Source organism: Pseudomonas sp. JQ36 (assembly GCF_053851495.1).
Window position 1 is genome coordinate 5,594,792 of sequence record NZ_CM132642.1, and the last position, 26,212, is coordinate 5,621,003.

24 protein-coding genes are annotated in these 26,212 nt (G+C 61.7%); 9 read left to right on the forward strand and 15 right to left on the reverse strand.

The annotated features are described in order from the left end of the window. Positions 1-76: 76 nt before the first annotated feature. Complete coding sequence (locus ACS4NR_RS25220) at positions 77-931, reverse strand: MaoC family dehydratase (protein WP_456018612.1); 855 nt, start codon at positions 929-931, stop codon at positions 77-79. A gap of 2 nt (positions 932-933) precedes the next feature. Continuing rightward, on the reverse strand, positions 934-2,286 hold the full coding sequence (locus ACS4NR_RS25225) for a 3-oxoacyl-ACP reductase (RefSeq protein ID WP_456018613.1): 1,353 nt from the start codon (positions 2,284-2,286) through the stop codon (positions 934-936). A gap of 284 nt (positions 2,287-2,570) precedes the next feature. On the opposite strand from ACS4NR_RS25225, the gene ACS4NR_RS25230 reads away from it, so the two are divergent. The 3 genes from ACS4NR_RS25230 (at position 2,571) to ACS4NR_RS25240 (ending at position 6,503) form a co-directional block, all read left to right on the forward strand. Next, the gene (locus tag ACS4NR_RS25230; RefSeq protein ID WP_456018614.1) at positions 2,571-3,848 is read left to right on the forward strand and encodes an acetyl-CoA C-acetyltransferase; all 1,278 of its coding nucleotides are present in this window, start codon (positions 2,571-2,573) and stop codon (positions 3,846-3,848) included. Between the two features lie 324 nt (positions 3,849-4,172). Continuing rightward, positions 4,173-5,069, forward strand: coding sequence for a PA4780 family RIO1-like protein kinase (locus ACS4NR_RS25235; RefSeq protein WP_025111724.1), 897 nt, complete (start codon positions 4,173-4,175; stop codon positions 5,067-5,069). A gap of 231 nt (positions 5,070-5,300) precedes the next feature. Then, entirely contained in the window at positions 5,301-6,503 is a 1,203-nt protein-coding gene (locus ACS4NR_RS25240) for an MFS transporter (RefSeq protein ID WP_456018615.1), read from the forward strand. Here ACS4NR_RS25240 and cueR read toward each other — a convergent pair. The 3 genes from cueR to ACS4NR_RS25255 form a co-directional block, all read right to left on the reverse strand. Further along, complete coding sequence (gene cueR, locus ACS4NR_RS25245; protein WP_047600471.1) at positions 6,457-6,870, reverse strand: Cu(I)-responsive transcriptional regulator; 414 nt, start codon at positions 6,868-6,870, stop codon at positions 6,457-6,459. The two genes, ACS4NR_RS25240 and cueR, sit on opposite strands and share 47 nt — an antisense overlap. After that, positions 6,867-9,260 carry a copper resistance metal-translocating P1-type ATPase CueA gene (cueA, locus tag ACS4NR_RS25250; protein WP_456018616.1) on the reverse strand — a complete coding sequence of 798 codons (2,394 nt, stop codon included), beginning with the start codon at positions 9,258-9,260 and terminating at the stop codon, positions 6,867-6,869. Before cueA ends, cueR begins: the two co-directional genes overlap by 4 nt. 69 nt (positions 9,261-9,329) lie before the next feature. Then, on the reverse strand, positions 9,330-9,713 hold the full coding sequence (locus tag ACS4NR_RS25255; protein ID WP_456018617.1) for a hypothetical protein: 384 nt from the start codon (positions 9,711-9,713) through the stop codon (positions 9,330-9,332). A gap of 149 nt (positions 9,714-9,862) precedes the next feature. Between ACS4NR_RS25255 and ACS4NR_RS25260 the strand changes: the two genes are divergently transcribed. Beyond that, positions 9,863-10,060, forward strand: coding sequence for a heavy-metal-associated domain-containing protein (locus tag ACS4NR_RS25260; RefSeq protein ID WP_443531650.1), 198 nt, complete (start codon positions 9,863-9,865; stop codon positions 10,058-10,060). Between the two features lie 237 nt (positions 10,061-10,297). Then, the gene (locus ACS4NR_RS25265; protein WP_456018618.1) at positions 10,298-11,500 is read left to right on the forward strand and encodes a multidrug effflux MFS transporter; all 1,203 of its coding nucleotides are present in this window, start codon (positions 10,298-10,300) and stop codon (positions 11,498-11,500) included. Positions 11,501-11,505: 5 nt separating this feature from the next. Here ACS4NR_RS25265 and ACS4NR_RS25270 read toward each other — a convergent pair whose 3' ends face one another. From ACS4NR_RS25270 to ACS4NR_RS25280, 3 genes are all read right to left on the reverse strand, one after another. Further along, the gene (locus ACS4NR_RS25270; RefSeq protein WP_166496092.1) at positions 11,506-11,679 is read right to left on the reverse strand and encodes a hypothetical protein; all 174 of its coding nucleotides are present in this window, start codon (positions 11,677-11,679) and stop codon (positions 11,506-11,508) included. Positions 11,680-11,832: 153 nt separating this feature from the next. After that, positions 11,833-12,846, reverse strand: coding sequence for a zinc-binding alcohol dehydrogenase family protein (locus tag ACS4NR_RS25275; protein WP_456018619.1), 1,014 nt, complete (start codon positions 12,844-12,846; stop codon positions 11,833-11,835). A 32-nt stretch (positions 12,847-12,878) separates the two neighbouring features. After that, positions 12,879-13,172 (reverse strand): putative quinol monooxygenase, encoded by a 294-nt coding sequence (locus tag ACS4NR_RS25280; protein ID WP_456018620.1) that lies wholly within the window; start codon positions 13,170-13,172, stop codon positions 12,879-12,881. A gap of 118 nt (positions 13,173-13,290) precedes the next feature. Between ACS4NR_RS25280 and ACS4NR_RS25285 the strand changes: the two genes are divergently transcribed. The 3 genes from ACS4NR_RS25285 (at position 13,291) to ACS4NR_RS25295 (ending at position 16,776) form a co-directional block, all read left to right on the forward strand. After that, entirely contained in the window at positions 13,291-14,220 is a 930-nt protein-coding gene (locus tag ACS4NR_RS25285; RefSeq protein WP_456018621.1) for a LysR family transcriptional regulator, read from the forward strand. Between the two features lie 315 nt (positions 14,221-14,535). Next, complete coding sequence (locus tag ACS4NR_RS25290; protein WP_253149942.1) at positions 14,536-15,267, forward strand: ArsR/SmtB family transcription factor; 732 nt, start codon at positions 14,536-14,538, stop codon at positions 15,265-15,267. Positions 15,268-15,393: 126 nt separating this feature from the next. Further along, complete coding sequence (locus ACS4NR_RS25295) at positions 15,394-16,776, forward strand: MFS transporter (RefSeq protein ID WP_456018622.1); 1,383 nt, start codon at positions 15,394-15,396, stop codon at positions 16,774-16,776. A gap of 120 nt (positions 16,777-16,896) precedes the next feature. Here ACS4NR_RS25295 and ACS4NR_RS25300 read toward each other — a convergent pair whose 3' ends face one another. The 3 genes from ACS4NR_RS25300 to ACS4NR_RS25310 all read right to left on the reverse strand — a co-directional run bounded on the left by ACS4NR_RS25300 (position 16,897) and on the right by ACS4NR_RS25310 (position 20,116). Next, on the reverse strand, positions 16,897-17,850 hold the full coding sequence (locus tag ACS4NR_RS25300) for an adenosine deaminase (RefSeq protein WP_003221371.1): 954 nt from the start codon (positions 17,848-17,850) through the stop codon (positions 16,897-16,899). An 82-nt stretch (positions 17,851-17,932) separates the two neighbouring features. Beyond that, a complete protein-coding gene (locus ACS4NR_RS25305; RefSeq protein WP_456018623.1) occupies positions 17,933-18,898 on the reverse strand; it encodes a 2-oxoglutarate and iron-dependent oxygenase domain-containing protein in 966 nt (321 codons plus the stop codon). A gap of 144 nt (positions 18,899-19,042) precedes the next feature. Further along, positions 19,043-20,116 (reverse strand): BMP family ABC transporter substrate-binding protein, encoded by a 1,074-nt coding sequence (locus ACS4NR_RS25310; RefSeq protein WP_166496097.1) that lies wholly within the window; start codon positions 20,114-20,116, stop codon positions 19,043-19,045. 287 nt (positions 20,117-20,403) lie between these two features. Here ACS4NR_RS25310 and ACS4NR_RS25315 point away from each other — a divergent pair, with 287 nt between their 5' ends. Beyond that, on the forward strand, positions 20,404-21,495 hold the full coding sequence (locus ACS4NR_RS25315; protein ID WP_456018624.1) for a calcium:proton antiporter: 1,092 nt from the start codon (positions 20,404-20,406) through the stop codon (positions 21,493-21,495). A 125-nt stretch (positions 21,496-21,620) separates the two neighbouring features. On the opposite strand, the gene ACS4NR_RS25320 is transcribed toward ACS4NR_RS25315, so the two are convergent. From ACS4NR_RS25320 to ACS4NR_RS25335, 4 genes are all read right to left on the reverse strand, one after another. Then, complete coding sequence (locus tag ACS4NR_RS25320; protein WP_204894466.1) at positions 21,621-22,979, reverse strand: 8-oxoguanine deaminase; 1,359 nt, start codon at positions 22,977-22,979, stop codon at positions 21,621-21,623. Positions 22,980-23,238: 259 nt separating this feature from the next. After that, positions 23,239-23,925 carry an SDR family oxidoreductase gene (locus tag ACS4NR_RS25325; RefSeq protein ID WP_095138233.1) on the reverse strand — a complete coding sequence of 229 codons (687 nt, stop codon included), beginning with the start codon at positions 23,923-23,925 and terminating at the stop codon, positions 23,239-23,241. A gap of 248 nt (positions 23,926-24,173) precedes the next feature. Then, entirely contained in the window at positions 24,174-25,100 is a 927-nt protein-coding gene (locus ACS4NR_RS25330) for an ABC transporter permease (protein ID WP_456018625.1), read from the reverse strand. Further along, positions 25,100-26,206 (reverse strand): ABC transporter permease, encoded by a 1,107-nt coding sequence (locus ACS4NR_RS25335; protein WP_003221387.1) that lies wholly within the window; start codon positions 26,204-26,206, stop codon positions 25,100-25,102. The genes ACS4NR_RS25330 and ACS4NR_RS25335 overlap by 1 nt, the downstream gene beginning before the upstream one ends. Positions 26,207-26,212: the final 6 nt, after the last annotated feature.

Consider the following 26,212-nt stretch of genomic DNA (forward strand, 5'->3'; position numbering starts at 1 on the left):
CAGAGTGCGGCGCCAAGGCCGGAATAACTTAAGTGATATATACACAATTTACAGGCTTGTCCCAGGGGCCGGTGAATCAGGCAATCGGTTGCCATTGCCCGACCATGTGTTCCAGATCGCCGTTGCCGATCAGGCGCAACTCGCCGCTGGACCCCGGCGCACTCGCCAGCAATGAAACCTCACTGGGCAAGCGCACCGGTTTGCGAAAGTGCACGGCGATTTCAAGGTTGGCCTTGGGCAGATGATCCGCCAGTGCGGCGAGGGTTCGCGCCTTGTTCCACAACCCGTGAGCAATCGCCGTGGGGAAACCGAACAGTTTGGCGCTGGCGGCGCTCAGGTGAATCGGGTTGTAGTCGCCCGAGACTTTGGCGTACTGCCGACCGATATCGGCGGGGGCTTTCCATTGCGCCACTTGCGTCAACACCTGGGACGGTTCCCAGTGTTGCTCGACAGTTTCGCCGTCGAGTTTCACTGCGCGACAGAGCATCTGGCTTTCGGCTTCCCATAGCGGCCCGAGTTGATCATCCAGAGTGGTCAACACCTCGAAAGTCGCCCCTTTGGGATGTGGCTGCAGGTTGTGCACACGGACGCTGATTTGTGCACGGTTGATCCCGCCCATCGGCCGCAACACGCGAATGCGGTTGCTCAGGTGAATCAGCCCCAGCAACGGGAACGGAAACTCCTTGGCCGTGAGCAATTGCATCTGCAGGGCGAACGCGAGGATGTGTGGATAAGTCGGCGGCAGCAGACCGTCATCGGCAAAGCCGCAGACCTTGCGATAGGCCGCCAGTTTCTGCGGGTCGACATCGACCCAGCAACGCAAACCCGTTTCGGGCAGTCGGGTGCCGGTGATCTTGCGCCGCGTCGCGGCTCGCGTGTACAACCCGGGCAGGCTCGGTTCTCGGTCGAGGGTGTGCCATTCAATGCTCATGTCTACGCCCCCAGAACACTTTGGCCACAGACCCGCAGCGCCTGGCCGGTAAAAGCGCCGGTGCCCGGTTGCGCCAGCCACGCGACGGCTTCGGCGACGTCTTGCGGCAAACCGCCTTGGCCTAGCGAACTCATGCGCCGTCCGGCCTCACGCAGGCCGAACGGGATGTGCGCGGTCATCTGGGTTTCGATGAAGCCCGGAGCTACCGCGTTGATGCTGATACCGCGTTCGTGCAGCGTCGGCGCCCAGGCCTGAGCCAGGCCGATCAGTCCGGCCTTGCTCGCGGCGTAGTTGGTCTGTCCGCGATTGCCGGCGATGCCACTGATCGAGGCCAGCAGAATCACCCGCGCATTGTCGTGCAGGGTGCCACTGTCGAGCAGGGCCTTGGTCAGCACCTGCGGGGCATTGAGGTTGACCGCCAGCACCGCATCCCAGAATTCCGGGGTCATGTTGGCCAGGGTCTTGTCGCGGGTGATCCCGGCGTTGTGCACCAGAATGTCGAGGCCGTCCGGCAGCTGTTCGATCAGTTGCGCTGCGGCGTCGTCGGCGCAGATGTCGAGGGTGATCGCCCGGCCACCGAGGCGCGCGGCGAGGGCTTCCAGATCGGTCTTGGCCGGCGGCACATCGAGCAGAATCACCTCGGCGCCGTCGCGGGCCAGGGTTTCGGCGATTGATGCGCCGATCCCGCGTGCCGCGCCGGTGACCAGCGCCTTGCGTCCGGCCAATGGCCGGGTCCAGTCGCTGACGGGTGTAGTGCACGCGGTCAGGCGAATCACCTGCCCGGAGACAAAAGCACTTTTCGGCGAAAGGAAAAACCGCAACGGCCCCTCAAGCTGATCTTCGGCGCCCTCACCGACATAGATCAGTTGCAGCGTGCCGCCGCTGCGCAGCTCCTTGGCCAGCGAACGCGAAAAGCCTTCGAGTGCCCGTTGCGCACTGGAAGCGAAGGGATCGCGCAGGGTCTCCGGGGCGCGGCCGAGAATCACCAGATGTGCGCTGTGGTCGAGGTTTTTCATCAGTGGCTGGAAGAACTCGCGCAGCTGTTTGAGCTGGTCGGTGTGCTGCAGGTCGCTGGCATCGAACACCACGGCCTTGAGTTTCGGCCCGTGCCCGGGAATCCACGCGGTGGCCATTGAAGGTTCGGTGCCGTAGCTGTAGATAGCATCGGTCAGGCGGTTGGCGAACGCATTGACCTGTTCAGCCAGCGGCCCGCCCCCGATCAGCAGCGCACCGTCCACCGGCCGCAGGCGTCCGGCCTGCCAGCGTTCCAGCCGCACCGGCGACGGCAGGCCCAAAGCCCCGACCAGACGGTGGCCGATGGATGAGTTGGCGAAGTCGATATAGCGGTCAGACATGGAACGCTCTCCAAAAGTTGGGGTTCAAAGTGTGGACTACCAACGGCAATCAATCGTTCGATCCACGCAATAAGGCCTACGCTAGAACAGCAGAGTAGTCGGCCGCTGATGGTTGTGTGGCCAAACACAAATTCAGTAACAACGCTGAACCTTGTAGGAGTGAGCCTGCTCGCGATAGGGATTTGTCAGATACAGACGTTTCGACTGACACGATGCCATCGCGAGCAGGCTCACTCCTACCAGGGGATTCCGGTGAATTCGACCATTTGGAAAAGGAGCTTTTCATGAGTCAGCTGCGCCGCGTCGCCATCATCGGTGGTAACCGTATTCCTTTCGCCCGTTCCAACGGGCAGTACGCCACTGCCAGCAATCAGGTGATGCTCACCGCTGCCCTTGAAGGCCTGATCGAACGTTACAACCTGCACGGTCTGCGCATCGGTGAAGTGGTGGCCGGTGCGGTGCTTAAATTTTCACGGGATATGAGTCTGACCCGCGAATGCGTGCTCGGCTCACGGCTGTCACCGGCCACCCCGGCCTATGACATCCAGCAAGCCTGCGGTACCGGGCTGGAAGCGGCGCTGCTGGTGGCGAACAAAATTGCCCTTGGCCAGATCGACTGCGGCATTGCCGGTGGCGTCGACACCACCTCGGACGCGCCGATCGGCGTCAGCGAAGGCCTGCGCAAAATTCTTCTGCAGGCCAACCGCGCCAAGACCACCGGCGACAAGCTGAAAACCTTCCTGCAACTGCGACCACGGCACCTGATCCCGGAACTCCCGGGTATCGGCGAGCCGCGCACCGGTCTGTCGATGGGGCAGCACTGTGAGCTGATGGCCCAGACCTGGAATATCCCTCGCGAAGAGCAGGATCAACTGGCGCTCGAAAGCCATCACAAACTCGCCGCCTCCTACAGCGAAGGCTGGCACAACGACCTGATGACACCGTTCCTCGGCCTGACCCGTGACAACAACCTGCGCCCGGACCTGACTCTGGAAAAACTCGCCACGCTAAAACCCGCGTTCGAAAAAAGCGCCAAGGGCACGCTGACGGCGGGCAACTCCACGCCGCTCACCGACGGGGCCGCGGTGGTGTTGCTGGCGAGTGAGGAATGGGCAAAGGAGCGTGGTTTGCCGATCCTCGCCTATCTGCGCGATGGCGAAGCGGCAGCGGTGGATTTCGTCAACGGCGCCGAAGGGTTGTTGATGGCGCCGGTGTATGCCGTGCCGCGCCTGTTGGCGCGCAACGGGCTGACCTTGCAGGACTTCGACTACTACGAAATTCACGAAGCATTCGCCGCGCAGGTGCTGTGCACGCTCAAGGCCTGGGAAGACCCGGAATACTGCAAGACGCGCTTGGGGCTGGACGCACCGCTGGGTTCGATCGACCGCAGCCGGTTGAATGTCAAAGGCAGCTCGCTGGCCGCGGGGCATCCGTTTGCCGCGACCGGCGGGCGGATTGTCGCCAACCTGGCGAAACTGCTGGATGCGGCAGGCAAGGGCAGGGGGCTGATCTCGATCTGTGCCGCTGGTGGCCAGGGTGTCACCGCGATTATCGAACGTTGAGCGCAATCCCCCTGTGGGAGCGGGCTTGCTCGCGAAGGTGCCGTGTCAGTTACTGTAATTTTGGCTGACATACCGCCTTCGCGAGCAAGCCCGCTCCCACAGGAGGGAAATGCATGCGATGTCAGATTCTGTCGCAAATGCCCTCGACGCTGATTGCCAACATTTCAAACGGGCTCGGCTATGATCGGCAATAGTCGATTATTTCGGCATAGTGTGTGCATCCACAGGGTTCACAGGTCGGCAACCCCTCCCCGTAGCGCGAGGATTGCCGTATAACGAGTGACATTCGCGTGTTTGGTAATAAAGGACCCACAATAAAAGCTGATGAAGACTCCAAAACGCATTGAACCCCTGATCGAAGACGGTCTGGTCGACGAAGTGCTGCGCCCACTCATGAGTGGTAAAGAAGCAGCTGTTTATGTGGTGCGCTGCGGTAACCAGTTACGTTGCGCGAAGGTTTACAAGGAGGCGAACAAACGCAGTTTCCGCCAGGCGGCCGAGTATCAGGAAGGCCGCAAGGTGCGAAACAGCCGGCAGGCCCGGGCGATGGCCAAGGGTTCGAAATTCGGTCGCAAAGAGACCGAAGACGCTTGGCAGAACGCCGAAGTCGCGGCGCTGTTCCGTCTGGCCGGTGCCGGTGTGCGAGTGCCCAAGCCATACGATTTTCTCGATGGCGTGCTGCTGATGGAACTGGTGGCCGATGAGTACGGCGATGCCGCGCCGCGTCTGAACGACGTGGTGCTGGAGCCGGATCAGGCCCGTGAATATCACGCGTTCCTGATCTCGCAGATCGTGCTGATGTTGTGTACCGGTCTGGTGCACGGTGACCTCTCGGAGTTCAACGTGCTGCTGACCCCGACCGGCCCGGTGATCATCGACCTGCCGCAGGCGGTGGATGCGGCGGGCAACAACCACGCGTTCAGCATGCTCGAGCGCGATGTGGGCAACATGGCTTCGTACTTCGGGCGCTTTGCCCCGGAGCTGAAACAGACCCGCTACGCGAAGGAAATGTGGGCGCTGTACGAAGCCGGCACCTTGCACCCCAACAGCGTGCTGACTGGCGAGTTCGACGATCCGCAAGATCTGGCCGACGTTGGCGGTGTATTGCGCGAGATTGAAGCGGCGCGGCTCGACGAAGAGCGCAAGCAGGCGATCCGTGCGGCGGATGACGAGCCCAAAGGCAAGTCCGACGAACCGCCTCCGCCACCTTGGATGCAGTAAGCGCTTGAACAGAAACCCGGCTTCGGCCGGGTTTTTTTGTGCCTGCCGCATTTCCAGCACCACCGCAGATCCCCTGTGGGAGCGGGCTTGCTCGCGAAGGGGCCGTATCAGCCGCCATCCTTGTTGGCTGACACACTGCCTTCGCGGGCAAGCCCGCTCCCACAGGGATGTGTGGTGTTCTTGAAATGTGTGTGGGAATCTTGTCCGCCCTCGCACACTCAAGGATTGAATGTGAACGCCCGCCTCATCATCACCGCCCGGCTGATCTCCGACTTCGGCGCCTTCCTCAACATGGTCGCGCTGGCGACTTACGTTTACCTGCTGAGCAACAGCGCCATGAGCGTCGGGATCTTTCTCGCCAGCCGGGTTGGCGGGGGGATCTTTGCCAGTCTGATCGGTACGCGTTTCTACCGGCGCTGGTATGGCCGGATGCCGCTGATTGCCTTCGATCTGCTGCGCGCGGCGCTGCTCGGTCTGCTGTTGATCCTGCCGGTGAGCCAGCAGGCGTTGCTGTTGCCGGTGATTGCCTTCGGTTTGGGCTTTGGCAACTCGATGTTCGCCATCGGCCTCAACAGTCAGTTGCCACGGCTGATCGACCCGGCGCAGCTATTGAAAACCAATGCCTGGATTACCTCGGCATCCTCGGCGGCGATGGTCGGCGGCAGTCTGGTTTCCGGTTTGCTGGTGGCGGCCTTCGGTTTCGAAACGGTATTCGCGCTCAACGCATTGACCTACTTGCTGGCGGCGTTGTTGATTACGCCGTTGCGCTTTGACGCTGCAGACGTCAGCGAACAATCGGCCAGCGAACGCGGCGAATGGTCAGCCCTGAAACATGGCCTGCGCAGTGCTCCGGTGGTGGCCGCGATGCTCGCTGTGACCATGGCCGATACCTTGGGCAGCGCCGCGCACAACGTCGGCTTTCCGATCCTTTCCAAATTGCTCACACCCGATTCGGCCAGCACCACGCTGGGCCTGATGCTGGCGGTGTGGGCCAGCGGCAAACTGCTCGGCGCACGGATTGCCAGTCGCCTCAAAGGCACGGATAACCGTGATTTGGAGCGACGGTATTTCTTCGGTGTGGCGTTGATGTCCTTCGGCTTTATCCTGATGTTTCAGCAGCACAGCCTTTTCGGGCTGCTGCTGTTTTCCCTGCCCGCGGGGTTGGGTGACGGCGTTTCCGAAGTCGGCCTGATGTCGCGCCTGCAACGTGAACCGGAGCATTTGCGTCTGCCGATTTTCAGTTTCCTGACCTTGCTGCAAATGACCGGGTTCGGCGTCGGCATGCTGATTGCCGCGCCGTTTTACGGCTGGTGGACACCGGGTGCCGTGGTCATGCTGTTCCACGGCATCCCGCTCGGCACCTTGTTGACCGTGAAGTGGCTGGCGCTCAAGCGCGGGCGGGTTGCGCGCAGCAGCCCGACGCCAGTTCCTTGAGGATCGGACAGTCGGGGCGATGGTCGCCATTACAGTGTTCGACCAGATCCTGCAGGGTGTCGCGCAATTCGCCGAGCTCGCGGATCTTCTGATTCAGCTCGTCGATGTGCTGACGGGCCAGCGCTTTCACATCGGCACTGGCGCGCTGGCGATCCTGCCACAGCGTCAGCAGCTTGCCGACTTCCTCCAGGGAAAAACCCAGATCCCGAGAACGCTTGATGAACGCCAGGGTGTGCAGATCATCGTCGCTGTAGATCCGGTAGCCGCTGTCAGTGCGATGGGCAGCCTTGAGCAGGCCGATCGACTCGTAATAGCGGATCATCTTCGCGCTCAGGCCACTGTGCCGGGCCGCTTGGCCGATGTTCATCGGTGCTCCTCCAGATCCTTCGGTTTCCAGGTTTTCAACAGTAGCGCATTGCTCACCACGCTGACGCTCGACAGCGCCATCGCCGCACCGGCCAGCACCGGATTGAGGAAGCCGAACGCCGCCAGCGGAATGCCGATCAGGTTGTAGACGAAGGCCCAGAACAGGTTCTGGCGGATCTTCGCGTAGGTCTTGCGGCTGATCTCCAGTGCTGCCGGCACCAGCCGTGGATCGCCGCGCATCAGAGTGATGCCGGCGGCGTGCATGGCCACATCGGTGCCGCCACCCATGGCGATGCCGATATCGGCAGCGGCCAGTGCGGGGGCGTCGTTGATGCCGTCGCCGACCATCGCCACCACACCGGTCTTCTTCAGTTCCGCGACCGTCGCGGCTTTGTCGGCGGGGAGCACTTCGGCGTGGACATTGCTGATACCCAGAGCCTCGGCGACCACTTTTGCGCTGCCACGGTTGTCGCCGGTCAGCAGATGGCTGTGGATACCTCGGGCGGCCAGTTGCTGCACGGCTTGCAGTGCGCCGTGCTTGAGCGTGTCGCCGAAGGCGAACAAGCCGAGTACACGCGGTTCCGGGCTTTGCTCGATCAGCCACGACAGGGTTCGGCCTTGGCTTTCCCAAGCCTTGGCGGACTCGGCGAGATTGCCCGCGCTCAGGCCACTTTCTTCCAGCAAGCGCCGATTGCCCAGCGCCAGGCGCCGACCATCAAGCGTGCCAGCGATACCGCGTCCGGTCAGGGACTGACTGTCGCTGACATCCGGCACCTGCAAGCCACGCTCGGCAGCAGCGTCCAGCACGGCTTTGGCCAGCGGATGCTCGCTGCCGCGTTGCAGGGCGCCGGCCAGTGTCAGCAGGGTATTTTCATCGCCATCCAGCGCACTGAAATGGGCGATACGCGGGGTGCCGGAAGTCAGCGTGCCGGTCTTGTCGAAGACCACGTTGTCGACTTCATGGGCACGTTCCAGCGCTTCGGCATCCTTGATCAGAATCCCATGGCGCGCAGCCACGCCGGTGCCGGCCATGATTGCCGTCGGGGTAGCGAGGCCCAGGGCACACGGACAGGCGATCACCAGCACGGCGACGGCGTTGATCAACGCGGTTTCCATGGGTGCGCCGTACAGCCACCAGCCAATCAGGGTGGCGAGGGCAATCAGCAACACGGTGGGCACGAACACCTGGCTGACTTTATCCACCAGTTTCTGGATCGGCGCTTTCGCTGCCTGAGCGTCCTCGACCAGACGGATGATCCGCGCCAGCACGCTTTCTGCACCGAGGGCAGTGGTGCGCACCAGCAGCCGACCTTCACCGTTGATCGCACCGCCGGTGACTTTGTCGCCCGGCTGTTTTGGCACTGGCAGGCTTTCGCCGCTGATCAGCGCTTCGTCGGCTTGGCTCTGGCCTTCAAGCACTTCGCCGTCTACCGGGAAACGTTCACCGGGTTTGACCAAGACCTGATCGTTCAGACGCAGGGCGCTGATCGCCACGTCCTGCTCGCGACCGTCGATGACCTGAATCGCCCGTTCCGGGCGCAAGGCTTCGAGGGCGCGGATGGCGCTGGCGGTCTGACGCTTGGCGCGGCTTTCCAGATATTTGCCGAGCAGCACCAGGGCGATCACCACGGCTGAAGCTTCGAAATACAGATGCGGCATGCGCCCGGCGGCGGTGGCCCATTCGTACAGGCTCAAGCCATAACCGGCGCTGGTGCCGAGGGCCACCAGCAAGTCCATGTTACCGGCGCCGGCGCGCACGGCTTTCCACGCGGCCACGTAGAAACGTGCTCCGAAAATGAATTGCACCGGGGTGGCGAGGGCGAATTGCGCCCAGGCCGGAAGCATCCAGTGAATGCCGAACGGTTGCAGCAGCATTGGCAACACCAGCGGCAAGGCCAGGGCGATGGCGCAGATCAGCGCCCAGCGCTCATGTTGCAGGCGCTGTTGCTGTTTATCGGTGGCGGGGTGTTCGGCTTGCCAGACGCTGGCCGAGTAGCCGGCCTTGCTCACAGCATCGAGCAGCGACTGAATATCGACCTGACCGAGCCATTCGAGGTGCGCGCGTTCGTTGGCGAGGTTGACGCTGACGCTCTTCACCCCGGGGACCTTGTTCAGGGCGCGCTCGACGCGACCGACGCACGAGGCGCAGGTCATGCCGTCGATGCTCAGTTCCACAGTCTGCTGCGGCACGCTGTAACCGGCGCGTTCAACCGCCTCCATCAACGCCGGCAAGCTGTCGCCGGGCGCCTGGACGCGGGCCTGTTCAGTGGCGAGATTGACGCTGACGGCACTGGCGCCGCTGACTTTGCGCAATGCCCGCTCGACACGTCCGGCGCAACTGGCGCAGGTCATGCCGGCAATCGGCAGATCGAAGGTGATGGAATCGGACATCGGTCTTACTCCCTGTAGAAGATGTCTACAAGGATCAACCTTGCCACGCGGGCAAGGTCAAGCGCCAACTTAATACCCGAGATCGGCGCGCTTGAGGTACATGCCTTCCTGGGTCATCGCGATCCGATACTTCTGCACATCACCAGCCTGCAGTTTGATCTCCTGCGAACCTGGCGCCAGCAAACCCGGATTACAGCCCGGCACTTGCCCCGGCAATAGTTTCAGACGCAGCGACACAGTGCCCGGGGGCAGGTTGAACGAGGTGCTTTGCTCCTGGAAAAGTCGTGCCGACAACTGATCCTGGAGGTACACGCCGATCTCGCAGGAGGTCGACACTTCCAGACGCTCGCGGGAAATGATCAGCACCGCAAAATCCTCGCCGGCGGCTTGTACTTGAGGAACGGCAGCAAAGAGGCTGAGCAAGCCAAACAGGCTGAAAGCTGACCAGCGCATGGCTGAATCTCCTGAATTTGAGTCATTGATGCACGCAGCTTGGCTGAGCGCGACGCCGATTGCCAGCCCGGCAGGTTTCTGCAGAACTTGACCTTGCCATGGTGGCAAGCTCGACACTGCCGGCAACCTCACTCAAAGGAGTCAAATCCATGCAAGTGTTCAACGTTCAAGGCATGTCCTGCGGCCACTGTGTCAAAGCCATCACCAGCGCGGTGCAAGCGAAGGATCCGGCGGCCAGCGTGCGGGTCGATCTGGCCGCGAAAGAAGTCGGCGTCGAGAGTTCGCTCAGCCCCGAGCAGGTGATCGAGGTGATCAGCGAAGAGGGCTACCCGGTAAAACTCGCCTGATAACGATAAATCCCCTGTGGCGAGGGAGCTTGCTCCCGCCGGGTCGCGAAGCGGCCCTTTTTTCCAATTGAAAAACACTGGGTCTGCTGCGCAGTCCAGCGGGAGCAAGCTCCCTCGCCACAGGTTTCAGATGTAGGTCATCTGATTTCTAATAGTTAGCGAGCTATCGGAATGTTCAAGGTGTCTCAGCGCGGCTAGACTGTCGGGCTGCTGACTCCTATCCCACCTGGATGCCTGATGAACTTCCGTACCATTCTCATTCTCGGTGCCTTGAGCGCCTTCGGTCCGCTGGCGATCGACTTTTATTTGCCGGCGTTCCCGTCGATGGCGCTGGCCTTTGGCACCGATGAAAAGCACGTCCAGCTGACCCTGGCAGCCTATTTCGCCGGTCTGTCGATCGGGCAGTTGCTGTATGGCCCGGTGGCCGACCGGTTTGGGCGGCGCCTGCCGCTGCTGGTCGGTGTCGGGCTGTTTACCCTGGCCTCGCTGGCCTGCGCCTACGCGCCGAATCTGGAATGGCTGATCGGCGCGCGCTTCGTTCAGGCGCTGGGCGGCTGCGCGGGGATGGTGATTTCACGAGCGGTGGTCAGCGACAAGTGTGATGCGGTCGGTTCGGCGAAAGTCTTTTCGCAACTGATGCTGGTGATGGGCCTGGCGCCGATTCTCGCGCCGTTGCTCGGCGGTCTGTTGGTCAACACCACGGGCTGGCAGTCGATCTTCCTCGCACTGACGGGCTTCAGCGCACTGGCCGGCCTGGCTGTGGCGTTGGGGCTGCCGGAAAGTCTGCCGGCCCACGTGCCGCGCCAGCCATTGTCCGGTGCGTTGCGCCAATACGGCCGGTTGTTCGGCGACCGGGTATTTCTCGGCCACGCGCTGACCGGCGGTATCGCGGTTGCCGGGATGTTTTCCTACATCGCCGGATCACCGTTCGTCTTCATCAAACTCTACGGCGTGCCGGCCGAGCATTTCGGCTGGCTGTTCGGCGCCAATGCGGCGGGTTTCATTCTGGTGGCCCAGGTCAATGCGCGGCTGTTGGCCAAGCGCGGTCCGGCGTTCCTGCTGGCACGGGCGGTGTGGGTGTATCTGTTGGCCGGGGTTTCTTTGCTCGCGGTCAGCTCGCTGCACACCGAAGCGTTGTGGCCGCTGTTGATTCCGTTGTTCGTGTGTATCGCCAGCCTCGGCTGCATCCTGCCCAACACAGCGGCGTGTGCAATGAACGGCCAAGGTGCGCGTGCCGGAAGTGCGTCGGCACTGATGGGCTGCCTGCAGTTCAGCGTGGCGTCCGGCGCGGCTTCGCTGGTGGGCGTTCTGCACGATGGCAGCGCCATGCCGATGGCCATGGTTATCAGCCTGTGCGGGTTGCTGGTGGTGAGCGTCGCGATGTACACCCGGCATTTGCAGAATGCCCGGGCACTGGCGCAAGCACAGGCCGAAGCCTGATTGCCTTAGCCGACGGCGCGTTGCTGTCCGGGGTCGGGAATCCGATGGGGTGCGTGCAGGCGCGCTTCGAGGGTACGGGTGAAGGCGAGCGCCTCGGCTTCACTGCGAAAGGTCACGGCGTGCTGGTCCAGACGAACCTGCCATTGGGACTTTGCCACTTCTTTTATCAGGATCTTCATTACTGACCTCCCTTGTGTAAAAGATGCATCGCAGAGGCTTCGAGTGTAGACCTGAATACGATCGGATTTGTGACAACGAGCGAGCATCTGACTGACGGCAAACAACAGCGCCAGCCCTTGAAAGGACTGGCGCCGATGACGACGTTCGGATTTTCAGAAACTTTCTAAAACAATTTTGCCCTTGGCCTTGCCGCTTTCCAGCAGCTCATGCGCCCGTCGCAGGTTCGCCGCGTTGATCGTGCCGAAATGCTCGCCGACGGTGGTCTTCAACGTCCCCGCATCAATCAGCTCGGCCACGCGGTTGAGCAGTTTGTGCTGCTCGATCATGTCCGGGGTTTCGAACAGCGAGCGGGTGTACATGAACTCCCAGTGCAGCGACAGGCTCTTGCGCTTGAGCTTGCTCACGTCCAGCGACTTCGGATCGTCGATCAGCGCGAGTTTGCCTTGCGGCGCCAGCGCCTCGACCAGTTGCTCCAGGTGCAGATCGGTCTGGGTCAGGCTGGCGACGTGGGTCACCTGATCAATGCCGGCGCGTTTCAGTTCTTCGCTCAACGGCTGGCTGTGGTCGATCACCAGGTCGGCGCCCAGCTCGGTCACCCAGTCGCGAGTCTGTGCACGGGACGCGGTGCCGATGACCTTGAGCCCGGTCAACTGCCTGGCCAGTTGGGTGAGAATCGAACCAACGCCGCCGGCGGCACCGACGATCAGCAGACTCTGCCCTTCATCCGCTTTGCCCTCACGAATCTGCAGGCGTTCGAACAGCAGTTCCCACGCGGTGATCGCGGTCAGCGGCAGCGCGGCGGCTTCGGCAAAACCGAGAGATTTGGGCATGTGGCCCACAATGCGCTCATCAACCACGTGCAGTTCGCTGTTGCCACCGGCACGGGCGATGGAGCCGGCGTAGAACACTTTGTCGCCGGCCTTGAACAGCGTCACTTCACTGCCGACAGCCTTGACCACACCGGCAACGTCCCAGCCCAGCACTTTCGCCGCGCCGTTCTCCGGCGCCACGTTCTGCCGCACCTTGGTGTCGACCGGGTTGACCGAGATGGCTTTGACTTCCACCAGCAGGTCGCGCGGGCCGGCGACCGGCTCCGGCAGTTCGATGTCTTGCAGGGATTTTTCGTCGCTGATCGGCAGGGAGGCGTAATAGGCGATGGCTTTCATGACTTGCTCCGTAACGGTAATAAAAGAAGGGCTCAGGCGATGGCGCCCAGGCGTTTCAGTTGGAAGTGTTCGATGCAGTGGCCGGCTGCGGCCTGGAAGTTCTGAAAATGCGCGCTGGCGTTGTGCGCCGAAAGGATTTCCTCGCTGGCCCAGTGTTCGATCACATAAAAGGTCAGCGGATCGGCCAGGTCGCGGTGCAGGTCATACTGGCCGCAGCCCGCCTCGGCGCGACTCGGATCAACCAGTGCGCGCAAGGCGTTTTCGAGGGTGTCTTGCTGGCCGGGTTTGGCGATCAGCGTGGCGATGGCGGTGAATGCTTGGGACATGTTTGGCTCCAGTCGCTGGGTAAATTTGCTTGAACCCATCATTGGCTATTTATCGGCGCGATAAAACCGGCTAAAAGAGCAGTCTCTTTCAATATTATTTTGATAATCGGGGCCGGAGATGCTGCGTTTCGACGATTTGCAGTTGTTCGTTCGCGCGGCGGATCTGGGCAGTCTGTCTGCAGCGGCGCGGGTGATGGACATGTCTGCCGCTGTCGCCAGCGCGGCGCTCAAACGCATCGAACAGCAACTGGGCGTGCGCTTGCTGGCGCGCTCGACCCGCAGCCTGCGTCTGACCGCCGAGGGCGAAGGTTTTCTCGAATACGCGCGGGTCGCGTTGAGTTCGCTGGACGAAGGCCGGCGTTTTCTGTCCAGCGCGCAGGATCAGGTCAGCGGCATCCTGCAGTTGTCGGCGCCTTCGGATTTCGGGCGCAACCTGTTGTTGCCATGGCTCGACGATTTTCAGCGCGAGCATCCGAAGCTGACCGTGCGCCTGTTACTCGGTGATCGCATCGCCGACCTGTTCCGCCAGCCGGTGGACATCGCCCTGCGCTATGGCGAGCCGGAAGATTCGAGCCTGGTGGCCCTGCCCATCGCCCCGGACAATCGCCGCGTGCTCTGCGCATCGCCGGCGTACCTGGCGCGCCACGGCGAACCGCGTCAGCTCGAACAACTGGCGCAGCACAATTGCCTGCTGTACATGCTCGGCAGCCGCGTGCACGACCATTGGAGTTTCCATGACGGCAAACGTGAAGTCGGCCTGACGGTCAGTGGCGATCGCTTCAGTGATGACGCCGACGTCGTGCGGTTGTGGGCGGTGGCGGGGGCGGGGATCGCCTACAAATCGTGGCTCGATGTCGGCGCGGATGTCCTCGCCGGACGCCTCAAAGTGTTGCTGCCGGAGCTGCTCTGTGAGCGTGCTCCGCTGAATCTGTTGTGCGCCCATCGCGCACAATTGAGTAAGCCGGTGAACCTTTTGAGGGAAATGCTCGCCAGCCGATGCGCCGAATTGAGTAGTCAATTTCCCCATTTCCCGAAAGTTGATCATTAGTCGCAGGCAATTAGCGAAATTTCACTCAGGAACTATCACCATTCGTGTCAGCCACGGCGCAGGAAGCAGCGTGCATCCCGCTTATACTAGCGACCGCCTCAAACCTGCACCGATAACCGGTCAGGACTGAATCCGGCCGGTTTTCCAGGGCCGGGCGAGCGCCGCACAAACGCCGCGGACACTCCATCGACGGGTGCCGCAGCACCGGCCTGGCTTGCTCCGGTTCATGGCGTTTTACCCGTCTTGGCCGATGACCCATTACTGGTCAAGATGTCTTCGAGCAGTAGACGATACGATTCAACAGGGAGTGAATACATGGAACATGCACCTTGCATCAGCCAGATCGCCACGCTGCTGGCCGATCCCAAGCGCAGTGCGATGATGTGGGCGTTGATGGATGGCTCGGCCCGCCAGACCGAAGAGCTGGCGCTGCTGGCAGGGTTGTCGCCATCCTCGGCCAGTGCGCATCTGGGGCGTTTGTCCGCCGGGGGGCTGTTGAAAGTCGAGGTCCGTGGGCGCAAGCGCTTTTTCCGCCTGGCAGCCCCGGAGATCGCGGCGGCCATCGAGGCCCTGGCCAGTGCCACGATCGCCAGCGCACCACGGGAAATTCCTCACGTATTCAAACGCTCGACGCCCAGCGCCAACCCCCGGACTGCGCCGTCTTCACTGCTGCGTGCGCGCTTTTGCGATGACCATTTGGGGGGCACGCTGGCCGCCGATCTTTATCAGCGTCTGCTCGATGCCGGATGGCTCGAACAGATCGAGCAGCGGGTCGTGGTGACCCTCAAAGGCTCGACGCAACTGGCCAGCCGCGGGGTATTCATCCAGGCCCTCGCTCATCGCAAGGCTCAGGTGGCGTGTGCCTGTCCGGACTGGAGCGAGCGTCGCCCGCACTTGGGCGGTTCACTGGGCGCGGCGGTGCTGCAACTGTTCATGCAGTCCGGCTGGCTGGCATTGCCCAAGGATTCCCGAGCCTTGCAAGTGACTCCGGCCGGGCAGCGGGAAATTCACCGGTTCGCCAAGGAAACCGAGCTGGAATTGGCGTAGTAGAGCGGTCGCCGGCCGACACTTCGACGCTGGCGTCGCCTGTGACTGCGAACAGGTCGTATCCAGAAAAAGCGCTGAGGCGTTATCGCGCACACTCGATCCGCACACATTGCGGAGGGGATGGGCATGGATACGCGAAACTTCAGCGCGGCAGAACGCCTGGAACGGCTGCCGCTCAGCGGTTATCACCGGGTCATTTTCATCATCATTGCCCTGGCGTTCTTTTTCGACTCCATGGACCTGGCCATGATGACGTTCCTGCTCGGCTCGATCAAAACCGAGTTCGGCTTGAGCAGTGCACAGGCTGGCCTGCTCGCCAGTTCGAGTTTTTTCGGCATGGTGCTGGGGGCTTCGCTGTCGGGCATGCTCGCCGACCGCTTCGGGCGCAAACCGGTGTTTCAGTGGAGCATCGTGCTGTGGGGCGTGGCCAGTTACCTGTGTTCGACCGCGCAAACGGTCGAGAGCTTGACATTGTTCCGCATCCTGCTGGGGATCGGCATGGGCATGGAGTTTCCGATTGCACAATCGATGCTTTCCGAATTGATCCCGGCGCAACGGCGCGGGCGTTACATTGCATTGATGGACGGTTTCTGGCCGCTGGGTTTTGTCGCCGCCGGGGTGCTGTCGTACTTTCTGCTGCCGTTGATTGGCTGGCGCGACATCTTCCTGGTGTTGGCGGTGCCGGCGGTGTTTGTGCTGGCGATCCGGTTCTTTATCCCCGAATCACCGCGCTGGCTGGAGCAAGCCGGACGCCATGAGGCGGCGGACAAAGTACTGAGCGCTATCGAGGCGCGCGTGCGCACCTCGCTCGGGGTCGCGACGCTGCCTGAGCCGGTGCGCCTGCCAAGAACAGTGACGCCGCCCGGCAATTTTTTCTCGGCCCTCAAGCAGATCTGGTCGCCGCAATATCGCCAGCGCACGACGATGATCTGGAGCCTGTGGTTTTTCGCCTTGCTCGGTTTTTACGGGCTGACGTCGTGGCTCAGTGCGTTGTTGCAACAGTCGGGTTTTGCCGTGACCCAGTCGGTGTATTACACCGTGCTGATTTCTCTGGGCGGGATTCCCGGATTTCTGATGGCGGCGTGGCTGGTGGAGCGCTGGGGGCGCAAGCCGGTGTGCATCGTGACGCTGCTTGGCGGCGGGGTGATGGCGTTTCTCTACGGGCAGAGCGCGGTGTTCGGCGGCAACGTCGCCTTGCTGATCAGCTCGGGGCTGCTGATGCAGTTTTTCCTGTTCGGCATGTGGGCGGTGCTCTACACCTATACGCCGGAGTTGTACCCGACTTCGGCGCGCGCCACAGGCTCGGGCTTTGCCTCGGCGATTGGCCGTGTCGGCTCGTTGCTCGGGCCGTTGGTGACCGGGCTGGTGTTCCCGATTACCGGGCAGGGCGGGGTGTTTGCGCTGGGCGCGCTGTGCTTTGCGATTGCGGCGGGGGTGGTGTGGCTGTTCGGGATGGAGACGCGCGGTAAAACCCTGGAAGAGCTGACTGAAGCAGAGATCGCTGGCTGAACACAGATCCAATTGTAGGAGTGAGCCTGCTCGCGATAGCGGTGTGTCAGTTAAAAGATGTGTATCTGACACTCCGCTATCGCGAGCAGGCTCACTCCTACAGAGGTTATGCGGTGTTGCTTACGGTTTTACCAGACGCGCATCCAAGCTGTTCTGCGCCAGACGCTTGGCCTGATCCTGGGTCATGCCCAGGTGTTCATGCAGCGCATGGAAGTTCTCGGTGACGTAACCACCGAAGTACGCCGGGTCGTCGGAGTTGACGGTGACCTTCACCCCACGCTCGAGCATGTCGAGGATGTTGTGCTGCGACATGTGATCGAACACGCAGAGCTTGGTGTTCGACAGCGGGCACACGGTCAACGGAATCTGCTCGTCGATGATCCGCTGCATCAGGCGCTCGTCTTCGATGGCGCGTACGCCATGGTCGATGCGCTGGATTTTCAGCAGGTCGATGGCTTCCCAGATGTACTCCGGCGGGCCTTCTTCACCGGCGTGGGCAACAGTCAGGAAGCCTTCGTGGCGGGCACGGTCGAACACACGCTGGAACTTGCTTGGCGGGTGACCCATCTCCGAGCTGTCGAGACCGACGGCGACAAACGCATCACGGAACGGCAGCGCCTGATCGAGGGTTTTCTGTGCTTCGTCTTCGCTCAGATGACGCAGGAAGCTCAGGATCAAACCGCTGGTGATGCCCAGTTGCTGCTCGCCATCCTTGAGTGCGGCGGCGATGCCGTTGAGCACCACTTCGAACGGGATGCCCCGGTCGGTGTGGGTCTGCGGATCGAAGAACGGTTCGGTGTGAATCACGTTCTGCGCTTTGCAGCGCAGCAGGTAGGCCCAGGTCAGGTCGTAGAAATCCTGGGAGGTGCGCAGCACGTCAGCGCCCTGGTAATACAGGTCGAGAAATTCCTGCAGGTTGTTGAAGGCGTAAGCCTTGCGCAGGGTTTCGACATCGCTCCACGGCAGGGCGATCTTGTTGCGTTCGGCCAGGGCGAACAGCAACTCAGGCTCCAGCGAGCCTTCCAGATGCAGGTGCAGTTCGGCCTTGGGCAGGGCGTTGAGCCAATCGTACATATTCTTTTCTCATCAGGTGCAGATGGCGGCCATTCTACAGATGCGCGACGAAACAATTGGCAAAACCTGACCAAGCGATCCATCACACCGCTTGCGGCTCGCGCCGATAGGCGTAGGTATCGGCGAAGCGCGACAGCAGGAATTCGGCGCAGGTGGTGGTCGGATATTTCGCCGGATGCTGTGCGTCCTGGCAACCGGGAAGGCATTCGATGCGGGTGTCCGGGTGCGGCTCGGCGAAGAACGGCATCGAATAGCGATCCACCCCCAGCGGGCTGATCACCCGATGCGGGGTCGAGCGATAACGGTCATTGCTCCAGCGCGCCATCATGTCACCGAGGTTGACCACGAAGGTGCCGTCAATCGGTGGCGCGTCGATCCATTCACCCTTGACGTTCTTTACTTGCAGGCCGCCGGCGCTGTCCTGGTAGAGCAGGGTGATGCAGCCGTAGTCGGTGTGCGCTCCGGCGCCTTGTTGGTCGGCGGAACTGGCGGTGTGGCGCGGTGGGTAGTGGATCATTCGCAAGACGCTGACCGGCTCAGTGAAACGGCTGTCGAAGAAATCCCGTTCGATGCCAAGCGCAATGGTCATGGCGCGAAGCAGGGTTTGCGCAAGGGCCTGCATGTCGAGGTAGTGCTGTTCCATCAGCGCCTCCCAGCCTGCTTGCGCCGGATGGCGATTCGGCCCGCGCAGCGGTTTTTCCGCGAGCACGTCGGGATGATCCGCCGGCAAGTGCAGGCCCATGTCGAAGGTTTCTTTCAGATCGCTGGGCTTGCTCGGATCGAGTTGCTCGGTGGCGATGGCGCCGTAGCCGCGGTGGTGGCGGGTTTGGGTGATGTCGATTTTGAGTTTTTCTTCTGCCGGTTGCGCGAAGAAGCGCTGGGCGTGGTCGAGCAGCGAGTCGATGCGCTGCGCGGAAATCGGGTGGCCCGTGATGTAGAAAAAGCCCCATTCGCGGCAGGCCTGGTCGATCTGTGCGGCGACGGCGGGCCAGGCGTTTCGGTCGGTGGAATAGAGCGGGCTGATGTCGATGATCGGGAGCTGATCCATACACAATCCTTGAGAACACTGAAGATCCAAATGTGGGAGCGGGCTTGCTCGCGAAGGGGTCGCGTCAGTCGATACATGCGTTGGCTGATACACCGCTTTCGCGAGCAAGCCCGCTCCCACAGGGGAATGGTGGTGGGGCCGGAATTACTTCGGCATCTCGGCCTTCATCCCTTCCACGTAATAGTTCATCGACGCCAGTTCCGCATTCGTCGCACTCACGCCCGCCGGGATTTTCTCCACGCCGGCCTGATCCTTGATCGGCCCGGTGAACGGTTGCAGCGCACCGCTCTTGATGTCGGCAATGATCTGCTCGGCCTCGGCTTTCACCGGTGCCGGCACCAGGTCGCTGATCGGCAGTTCAACCGTGCCTTCCTTCAGCCCGCCCCAGTAATCCTGGGACTTCCAGTTGTGGTCGATCACGCTCTGTGTCGCCTGAATGTAGTGTGGCGCCCAGTCGTTGACGATCGAAGTCAGCACCGCTTTCGGGCCGAAGTGCGCCATGTCCGAGGCGTAACCCACGGCGTACACGCCACGCCGTTCGGCGGCCTGGATCGGCGCCGGGCTGTCGGTGTGCTGGAACACCACGTCCACACCCTGATCGATCAGCGCGTTGGCGGCGTCGGCTTCCTTGCCCGGGTCGAACCACGAGTTGACCCACACCACTTTGATCTCGGTGCCAGGGTTGTACTTGTTCAGCGCCAGCTGGATGGCGTTGATGTCGCGGATCACTTCCGGAATCGGGAACGAGGCGACGTAACCGATCTTCTTGGTCTTGGTCATCTTCGCTGCAAGGAAACCGCCGACATAACGCCCCTCATAAGTGCGCGCCAGATAGGTGCCGAGGTTCTTGTCCTGCTTGTAGCCGGTGGCGTGTTCGAAGGTCACCTTGGGAAACTGTTTGGCGACTTTCAGCGTCGGGTTCATGTAGCCGAAGGAGGTGGTGAAGATCAGGTCGTAGTTGTCCTTGGCCATGTTGCGGATCACCCGCTCCGCGTCGGCGCCCTCGGCCACGTTCTCGACGTAATTGGTGGTGATCTGCGGGCCGAATTTCTCCGCCAGCGCCTTGCGCCCCTGTTCATGCTGATACGTCCAGCCGTGGTCGCCAATCGGGCCGATGTAGACAAAACCGACCTTCAGCGGATCGGCAGCGCTGGCGCTCAGGCTGATCCCCAGACCGATGGCGGCGCACAGCAGTTTGTGCAGCGGACGTATTTGCATGAATTCGAACTCCATTTTGTTGTGTGTGGTCAGGGGCAATGCAAATTGCTGACCAACAGGACAACAAACTGGTTTGAAACCGTGTGATGGCCTTCGCGAGCAGGCTCACTCCTACAAAGGATCGCATTCCTCTGTAGGAGTGAGCCTGCTCGCGATAGGGTCTTCAAGGCCAATAAAAGTGCACCTGCCAAAGGACCGCTATCAGTTGGTGCGCTAAGGTGTAACGAAACGTTAGCGCCGCGCCGCAGTCAGTAGCTCATTCGAACCTCTAGGCAAAAAGGCCCGCCATGCTCACGATCCTCAAGCAAGAAAGCTTTCTGCTGCTGGCAGTGATTGCCGCGTGCGTCGCCTATCCGCTGGAACACTGGATGCTCCACAGCGGCCAGATCGTCGCGCTGATCTGCGGGCTGGCATTGATCGCCTTCATCGTCGCTGCCTCGATGCGCGTTGCCCATCATGCTGAACTGCTCGCCGAAAAAGTCGGCGACCCCTACGGCACGATGATCCTGACCTTGGCAGCAGTGCTGGTGGAAGTGGTGATCCTGGCGATCATGATGAGCAATGAAGCGTCGGCCACGCTGGTGCGGGACACGATCTATTCGGCGGTGATGCTCGACATCAACGGCATCCTCGGCCTCGCCGCGTTGATGGGCGGACTCAAGCATGGCGAGCAGTCGTACAACGATGACTCGGCACGCAGCTACAGCGTGATGATCCTCACCGCCATGGGCGTGTCGATGGTGGTGCCGGAGTTTATTCCGGCGGCGAACTGGAAGATTTATTCAGCGTTCACCATCGGCGCGATGGTGGTGCTTTATGCGTTGTTCCTGCGGATGCAGGTCGGGCCGCACAGTTACTTTTTCAGCTACAGCTACCCGGACAAACGCCGCAAGAAAGAACCGGTGGAAGATGAACCGAAACCGCTGAGCCTGGCGTGGTCGATCGGCATTCTGGTGTTTGGCGTGGTGGTGATCGGCGCACTGGCCGAAGTGATGTCCAAGACCCTCGATCTGGGCCTGGAAGGCACGGGCGCGCCGCCGGTGATCACGGCGATTCTGGTGGCGGCGATTTCCGCAGCGCCGGAGATTCTGACGGCGTTGCGTGCCGCGTTGGCCAACCGCATGCAGTCGGTGGTGAACATTGCGATGGGCGCGTCACTGTCGACGGTGATTCTGACGGTGCCGGTGATGGAAGCGATGGCGCTGTACACCGGTCAGCCGTTTCAGATGGCGATGACCCCGGTGCAGACGGTGATGATCTTCATCACGCTGATCGTCAGTGCGATCAACCTGAATGACGGCGAGACCAATGCCATCGAAGGCATGACCCACTTCGTGCTGTTTGCGACGTTTATCATGCTCTCCCTGCTCGGCCTTTAAGCCCACCACAAAACAATTGTAGGAGTGAGCCTGCTCGCGATAGCTGAGTGTCAGTCGAGATATTCTTCTCTGACACACCGCTATCGCGAGCAGGCTCACTCCTACAGGGTTTCATCGGCGGTGGATCAAGTACCGGCGATCAACTGCCGAGCCGCCTGGCTGTGATCGGCGATCAGGCCTTTGAGATCAAGCCCCTCAACCTGGCCGTCCACCACCCGCCACTTGCCGCCAATCATCACTCGATCCGCACGATCGGCACCGCACAACAACAGCGCCGAAATCGGATCATGGCTGCCCGAGAAGCGCAGCTCATCGAGCTTGAACAACGCCAGATCTGCCTGCTTGCCCACCGCCAGTTCACCAATGTCGGTACGTCCCAACAGGCTCGCCGACCCCTTGGTCGCCCAACCGAGCACGCGCTCCGGGGTGATCTTTTCGGCGCCGTAACGCAGGCGCTGGATGTACAACGCCTGCCGCGCTTCGAGAATCATGTTCGACGCGTCGTTGGAGGCCGAACCATCCACGCCCAGACCAAACAGTGCGCCCGCATCGGTCAGATCGATGCTCGGGCAGATGCCGGAGGCCAGACGCATGTTCGAACTCGGGCAATGGCAGATACCGGTGCCGGCCTGGCCGAGGCGGGCGATTTCGTCCGGGTTGAAGTGGATGCCATGGGCCAGCCACGTGCGCGGGCCGAGCCAGCCGACGCTGTCCAGATAATCCACGGTGCGCAGGCCGAAACGCTGCAGGCAGAAATCCTCTTCGTCGAGGGTTTCCGCCAAGTGCGTATGCAGACGCACGTCGAGTTTGGTCGCCAGTTCGGCGCTGGCCGACATGATTTCCGGGGTCACCGAGAACGGCGAGCACGGTGCCAGAGCGATCTGGATTTGCGCACCGTCGCCGCGCTCGTGGTACTCGTGAATCAGGCGCTGGCTGTCGTCGAGAATCACCTGACCTTCCTGCACGGTCTGCTGCGGTGGCAGGCCGCCGTCCTTCTCGCCGAGGCTCATCGAGCCGCGGGTGAGCATGGCGCGCATGCCCAGTTCACGCACGGTGTCGACTTGCACGTCGATGGCGTTTTCCAGACCGTCCGGGAACAGGTAGTGGTGGTCGGCGGCGGTGGTGCAACCCGACAGCAGCAGTTCAGCCAAAGCCACTTTTGTCGCGAGGGCGAGTTTTTCCGGGGTCAGCCGCGCCCATACCGGGTACAGGGTTTTCAGCCACGGGAACAACGGCTGATTGACCACCGGCGCCCAGGCGCGAGTCAGGGTTTGATAGAAATGGTGATGGGTGTTGATCAGGCCCGGCAGGATCACATGCTCGCGGGCATCGAACACTTCATTGCACGGCGCCGACGGTTGCTGACCGGCTGCCAGCACTTCGACGATCACGCCGTCTTGCAGGACCAGACCGCCACGGGCATCGAGCGCGTTGGCCGTGAAAATGGCGAGGGGATTTTTTAACCAGGTACGGGTCGCAGGCATTGTGGCCGGCTCCTCTGAAAGTGGGGTTCAGGGTTGCCAGCTCAGTGTTGCCCTGTCTGCTGATCCAGGGTCGCCGCGATGGACGAGGTGCGGAGTTTCAAACAAATCGCCGGATCGGGCAAGCCCAACCCGACAGGACACCACCATCCCCTTGTAGGAGTGAGCCTGCTCGCGATAGCGGTCTTTCATTCAAGATCATCGGTGACGGACACACTGCGATCGCGAGCAGGCTCACTCCTACAGGGAAGATCTGTGGTGCTTACCAGGGAATGGTTTCACCCTTGTAGTTGATGAAGTGATGCCCGCCCTTGCCGGTGTACGCATTCACCTGATCAATCAGCCCGCGCGTGCTGGTCTCTACATCCAGGTCAGCACCTTCACCGCCCATATCCGTCTTCACCCAGCCCGGGTGCAGCGACAGCACGGTGAGTTTCTGCTCACCCAACTGGGTGACAAAACTGTTGGTCATCGAATTCAGCGCGGCCTTGCTCGCCTTGTACAGCGCCAGCTCCGGGGCGTCGGGTACGGTGACGCTGCCCAGGCCGGAACTCATGAACGCCAGCACGCCGCTGCCATCGCGGATCTGCCCGACGAAGCGTTGCGCCAGGTTGATCGGCGCCACGGCGTTGGTGAAAAACAGTTGCCCGACTTCGGCCAGTGTCGCGCCGCCCGGGGTTTGCACTTCAGGGCCTTTGACCCCGGCGTTGACGAACAGCAGGTCGAAGGTCTCGCCCTTGAGCTGTTGGCTCAGGGCGATCACCGCCTGCTGGTCGTCCATGTCGAGTTTCTCGATCCGCACCTTGCCCAGCGCTTGCAGCGCCTCGGCCTTTTGCGGATTACGCACGGTGGCGGTCACTTGCCAGCCGTCGGCCAGCAGGGTTTTCACCAGCCCGAGGCCCAAGCCACGGGAGGCGCCGATGATCAGTGCGTTTTTTGCCTGGGACATGACGGGGTTCCTTGAAGATTACGGTTCACGGAGTCAATGGACACGCCTGACCCAGCCGTAGTTGCAACACTCGTCGCAACACATCGAGCCGGGTCTCAAGAGAGCTGCTGACCCCGGAGCATACTCCAGGCTTTAGCGCGGTTGCTTGTCAAATTCGCAGGACCCTCAGCGGTGTTCGCAAATCAGGTACACAACACGGACACTGTGGGAGCGGGCTTGCTCGCGAAGAGGCCGGCAGGGTCATCGCTTTAATGCCCCGCCTGCCACGGCTGCCCCAACGACACCGGCGCATACAACCGAGTCCGAACGGCATCGCGCGACAACAGCACCAACACCACAATCGTCGCCACATACGGCAGCATCGCCAGCAGACTCGACGGAATCGCCAGCCCCAAGCCCTGCGCCACCAGATGCAGGATGCTGGCGAGGCCAAACAGATATGCCCCGAGCAACAAACGCCATACCCGCCAACTGGCAAACACCACCAGCGCCAAGGCAATCCAGCCACGTCCGGCGGTCATGTTCTCGGCCCACATCGGCGTGTATGCCAGCGACAGATACGCCCCCGCCAACCCGGCCATCGCCCCGCCAAACAGCACTGCCAGCGTGCGCACGGTCAGTACCGGCAGGCCCATCGCACTGGCCGCGTCCGGGTTCTCGCCAACGGCCTGAATGATCAACCCGACACGGCTTTTGATGATCACCCAAGCCACCAGCGCAAACAGCGCGAATGACAGATACACCAGCAAGTCCTGAGCAAACAGCATGCGCCCGATCAGCGGAATATCACTCAAGTACGGAATCGCCAACGGCTCGAATCCGGCCAGTGGCTTGCCGATCCACGCGGCACCGACAAAGGTCGACAGACCCACACCGAAGATCGTCAGCGCCAACCCGGTCGCCACCTGATTCGCATTGAACACCAGTGCCACCAGGGCAAACAGCGAAGACAAGAGCATCCCCGCGAGCATCGCCAACAACACGCCGAGCCACAGGTTGCCGCTGTTCAGCGCAACGATAAAACCGATCACCGCGCCAAACAGCATCATCCCTTCCTGGCCGAGGTTGAGCACGCCGCTCTTCTCGCAGATCAACTCACCCAGCGCCACCAACAACAGCGGTGTGCCGCAACGCACCATGGCGTAGAAAATATTGCTCAGCAGATCGATATCCATCACAGCGCTCCGGCGGTTACGGCGGTGGTCGATGCGCGCCGTGCCCAGCGCAGTTTCAGGCGTGGCCGATAGAGAATCAGCACGTCGCAGGCCAGCAGGAAAAACAGCATCATCCCCTGGAACAGTTGGGTGATCGCTTGGGGCAGATTCAGGGTCATTTGCGCGCTTTCACCGCCGATGTACAGCAGCGCCATCAGCAAGCTTGAGAACAGAATGCCAATCGGGTTCAACCGCCCGAGAAACGCCACGGTGATTGCCGCATAGCCATAGCCCGGCGAGACTTGCGGCACCAATTGCCCGATCGGCCCGGTCACTTCGCAGACCCCGGCCAGCCCGGCCAGGCCGCCGCTGATCAACAGCGCGAGCCAGATCAGGCGCTTCTCGCGAAAGCCGACAAAACCTGCGGCACGTTTATCCAGACCGAGCACTTTGATCTGGAAACCGACAAAGCTTTTCTGCAACAACACCCACACCGCAACCAGTGCGAGCAGGGCGAAATACACCCCGGCATGCACCCGGCCATCCTCCATCAGCAGCGGCAGGCGACTGGCGTCGCCGAACATCGCCGACTCGGGAAAGTTGTAGCCGGCCGGATCCTTCAGCGGCCCGTGCACGCAGAACAGCAACAGGTTCAGCGCGATGTAATTGAGCATGATGCTGGTGAGGATTTCGTTGGCGTTGAAGCGCGTGCGCAGCCATGCCGTCAGCCCGGCCCAAGCGGCGCCGGCGAAGGTGCCGGTGAGTAGAATCAGCACCAGCGCCCAACGGCTTTGCAGGTCGATGATGTTCACCGCCAAGGCACTGCCGGCGAGTGCACCGAGGAGCAACTGACCTTCGGCGCCGATGTTCCAGATTCGCGCCTGATACGCCACCGCCAGGCCCAATGCGCAGAGCAGAATCGGCAGCGCCTTGACCAGCAGTTCGGAGACGCCATAAAGATCGCTGACCGGTGCGATCAACAGCGTGTGCAAGGTTTGCAGCGGATCATGGCCAAGGGCGATGAACAACAGCGAGCCGCAACCAAGTGTCAGCAGTGCTGCCAGCAACGGCGAGCACCACAACATCAGGCGCGATTGCTGGCCACGGGGTTCGAGGGAAAGCAGCATGTTGGG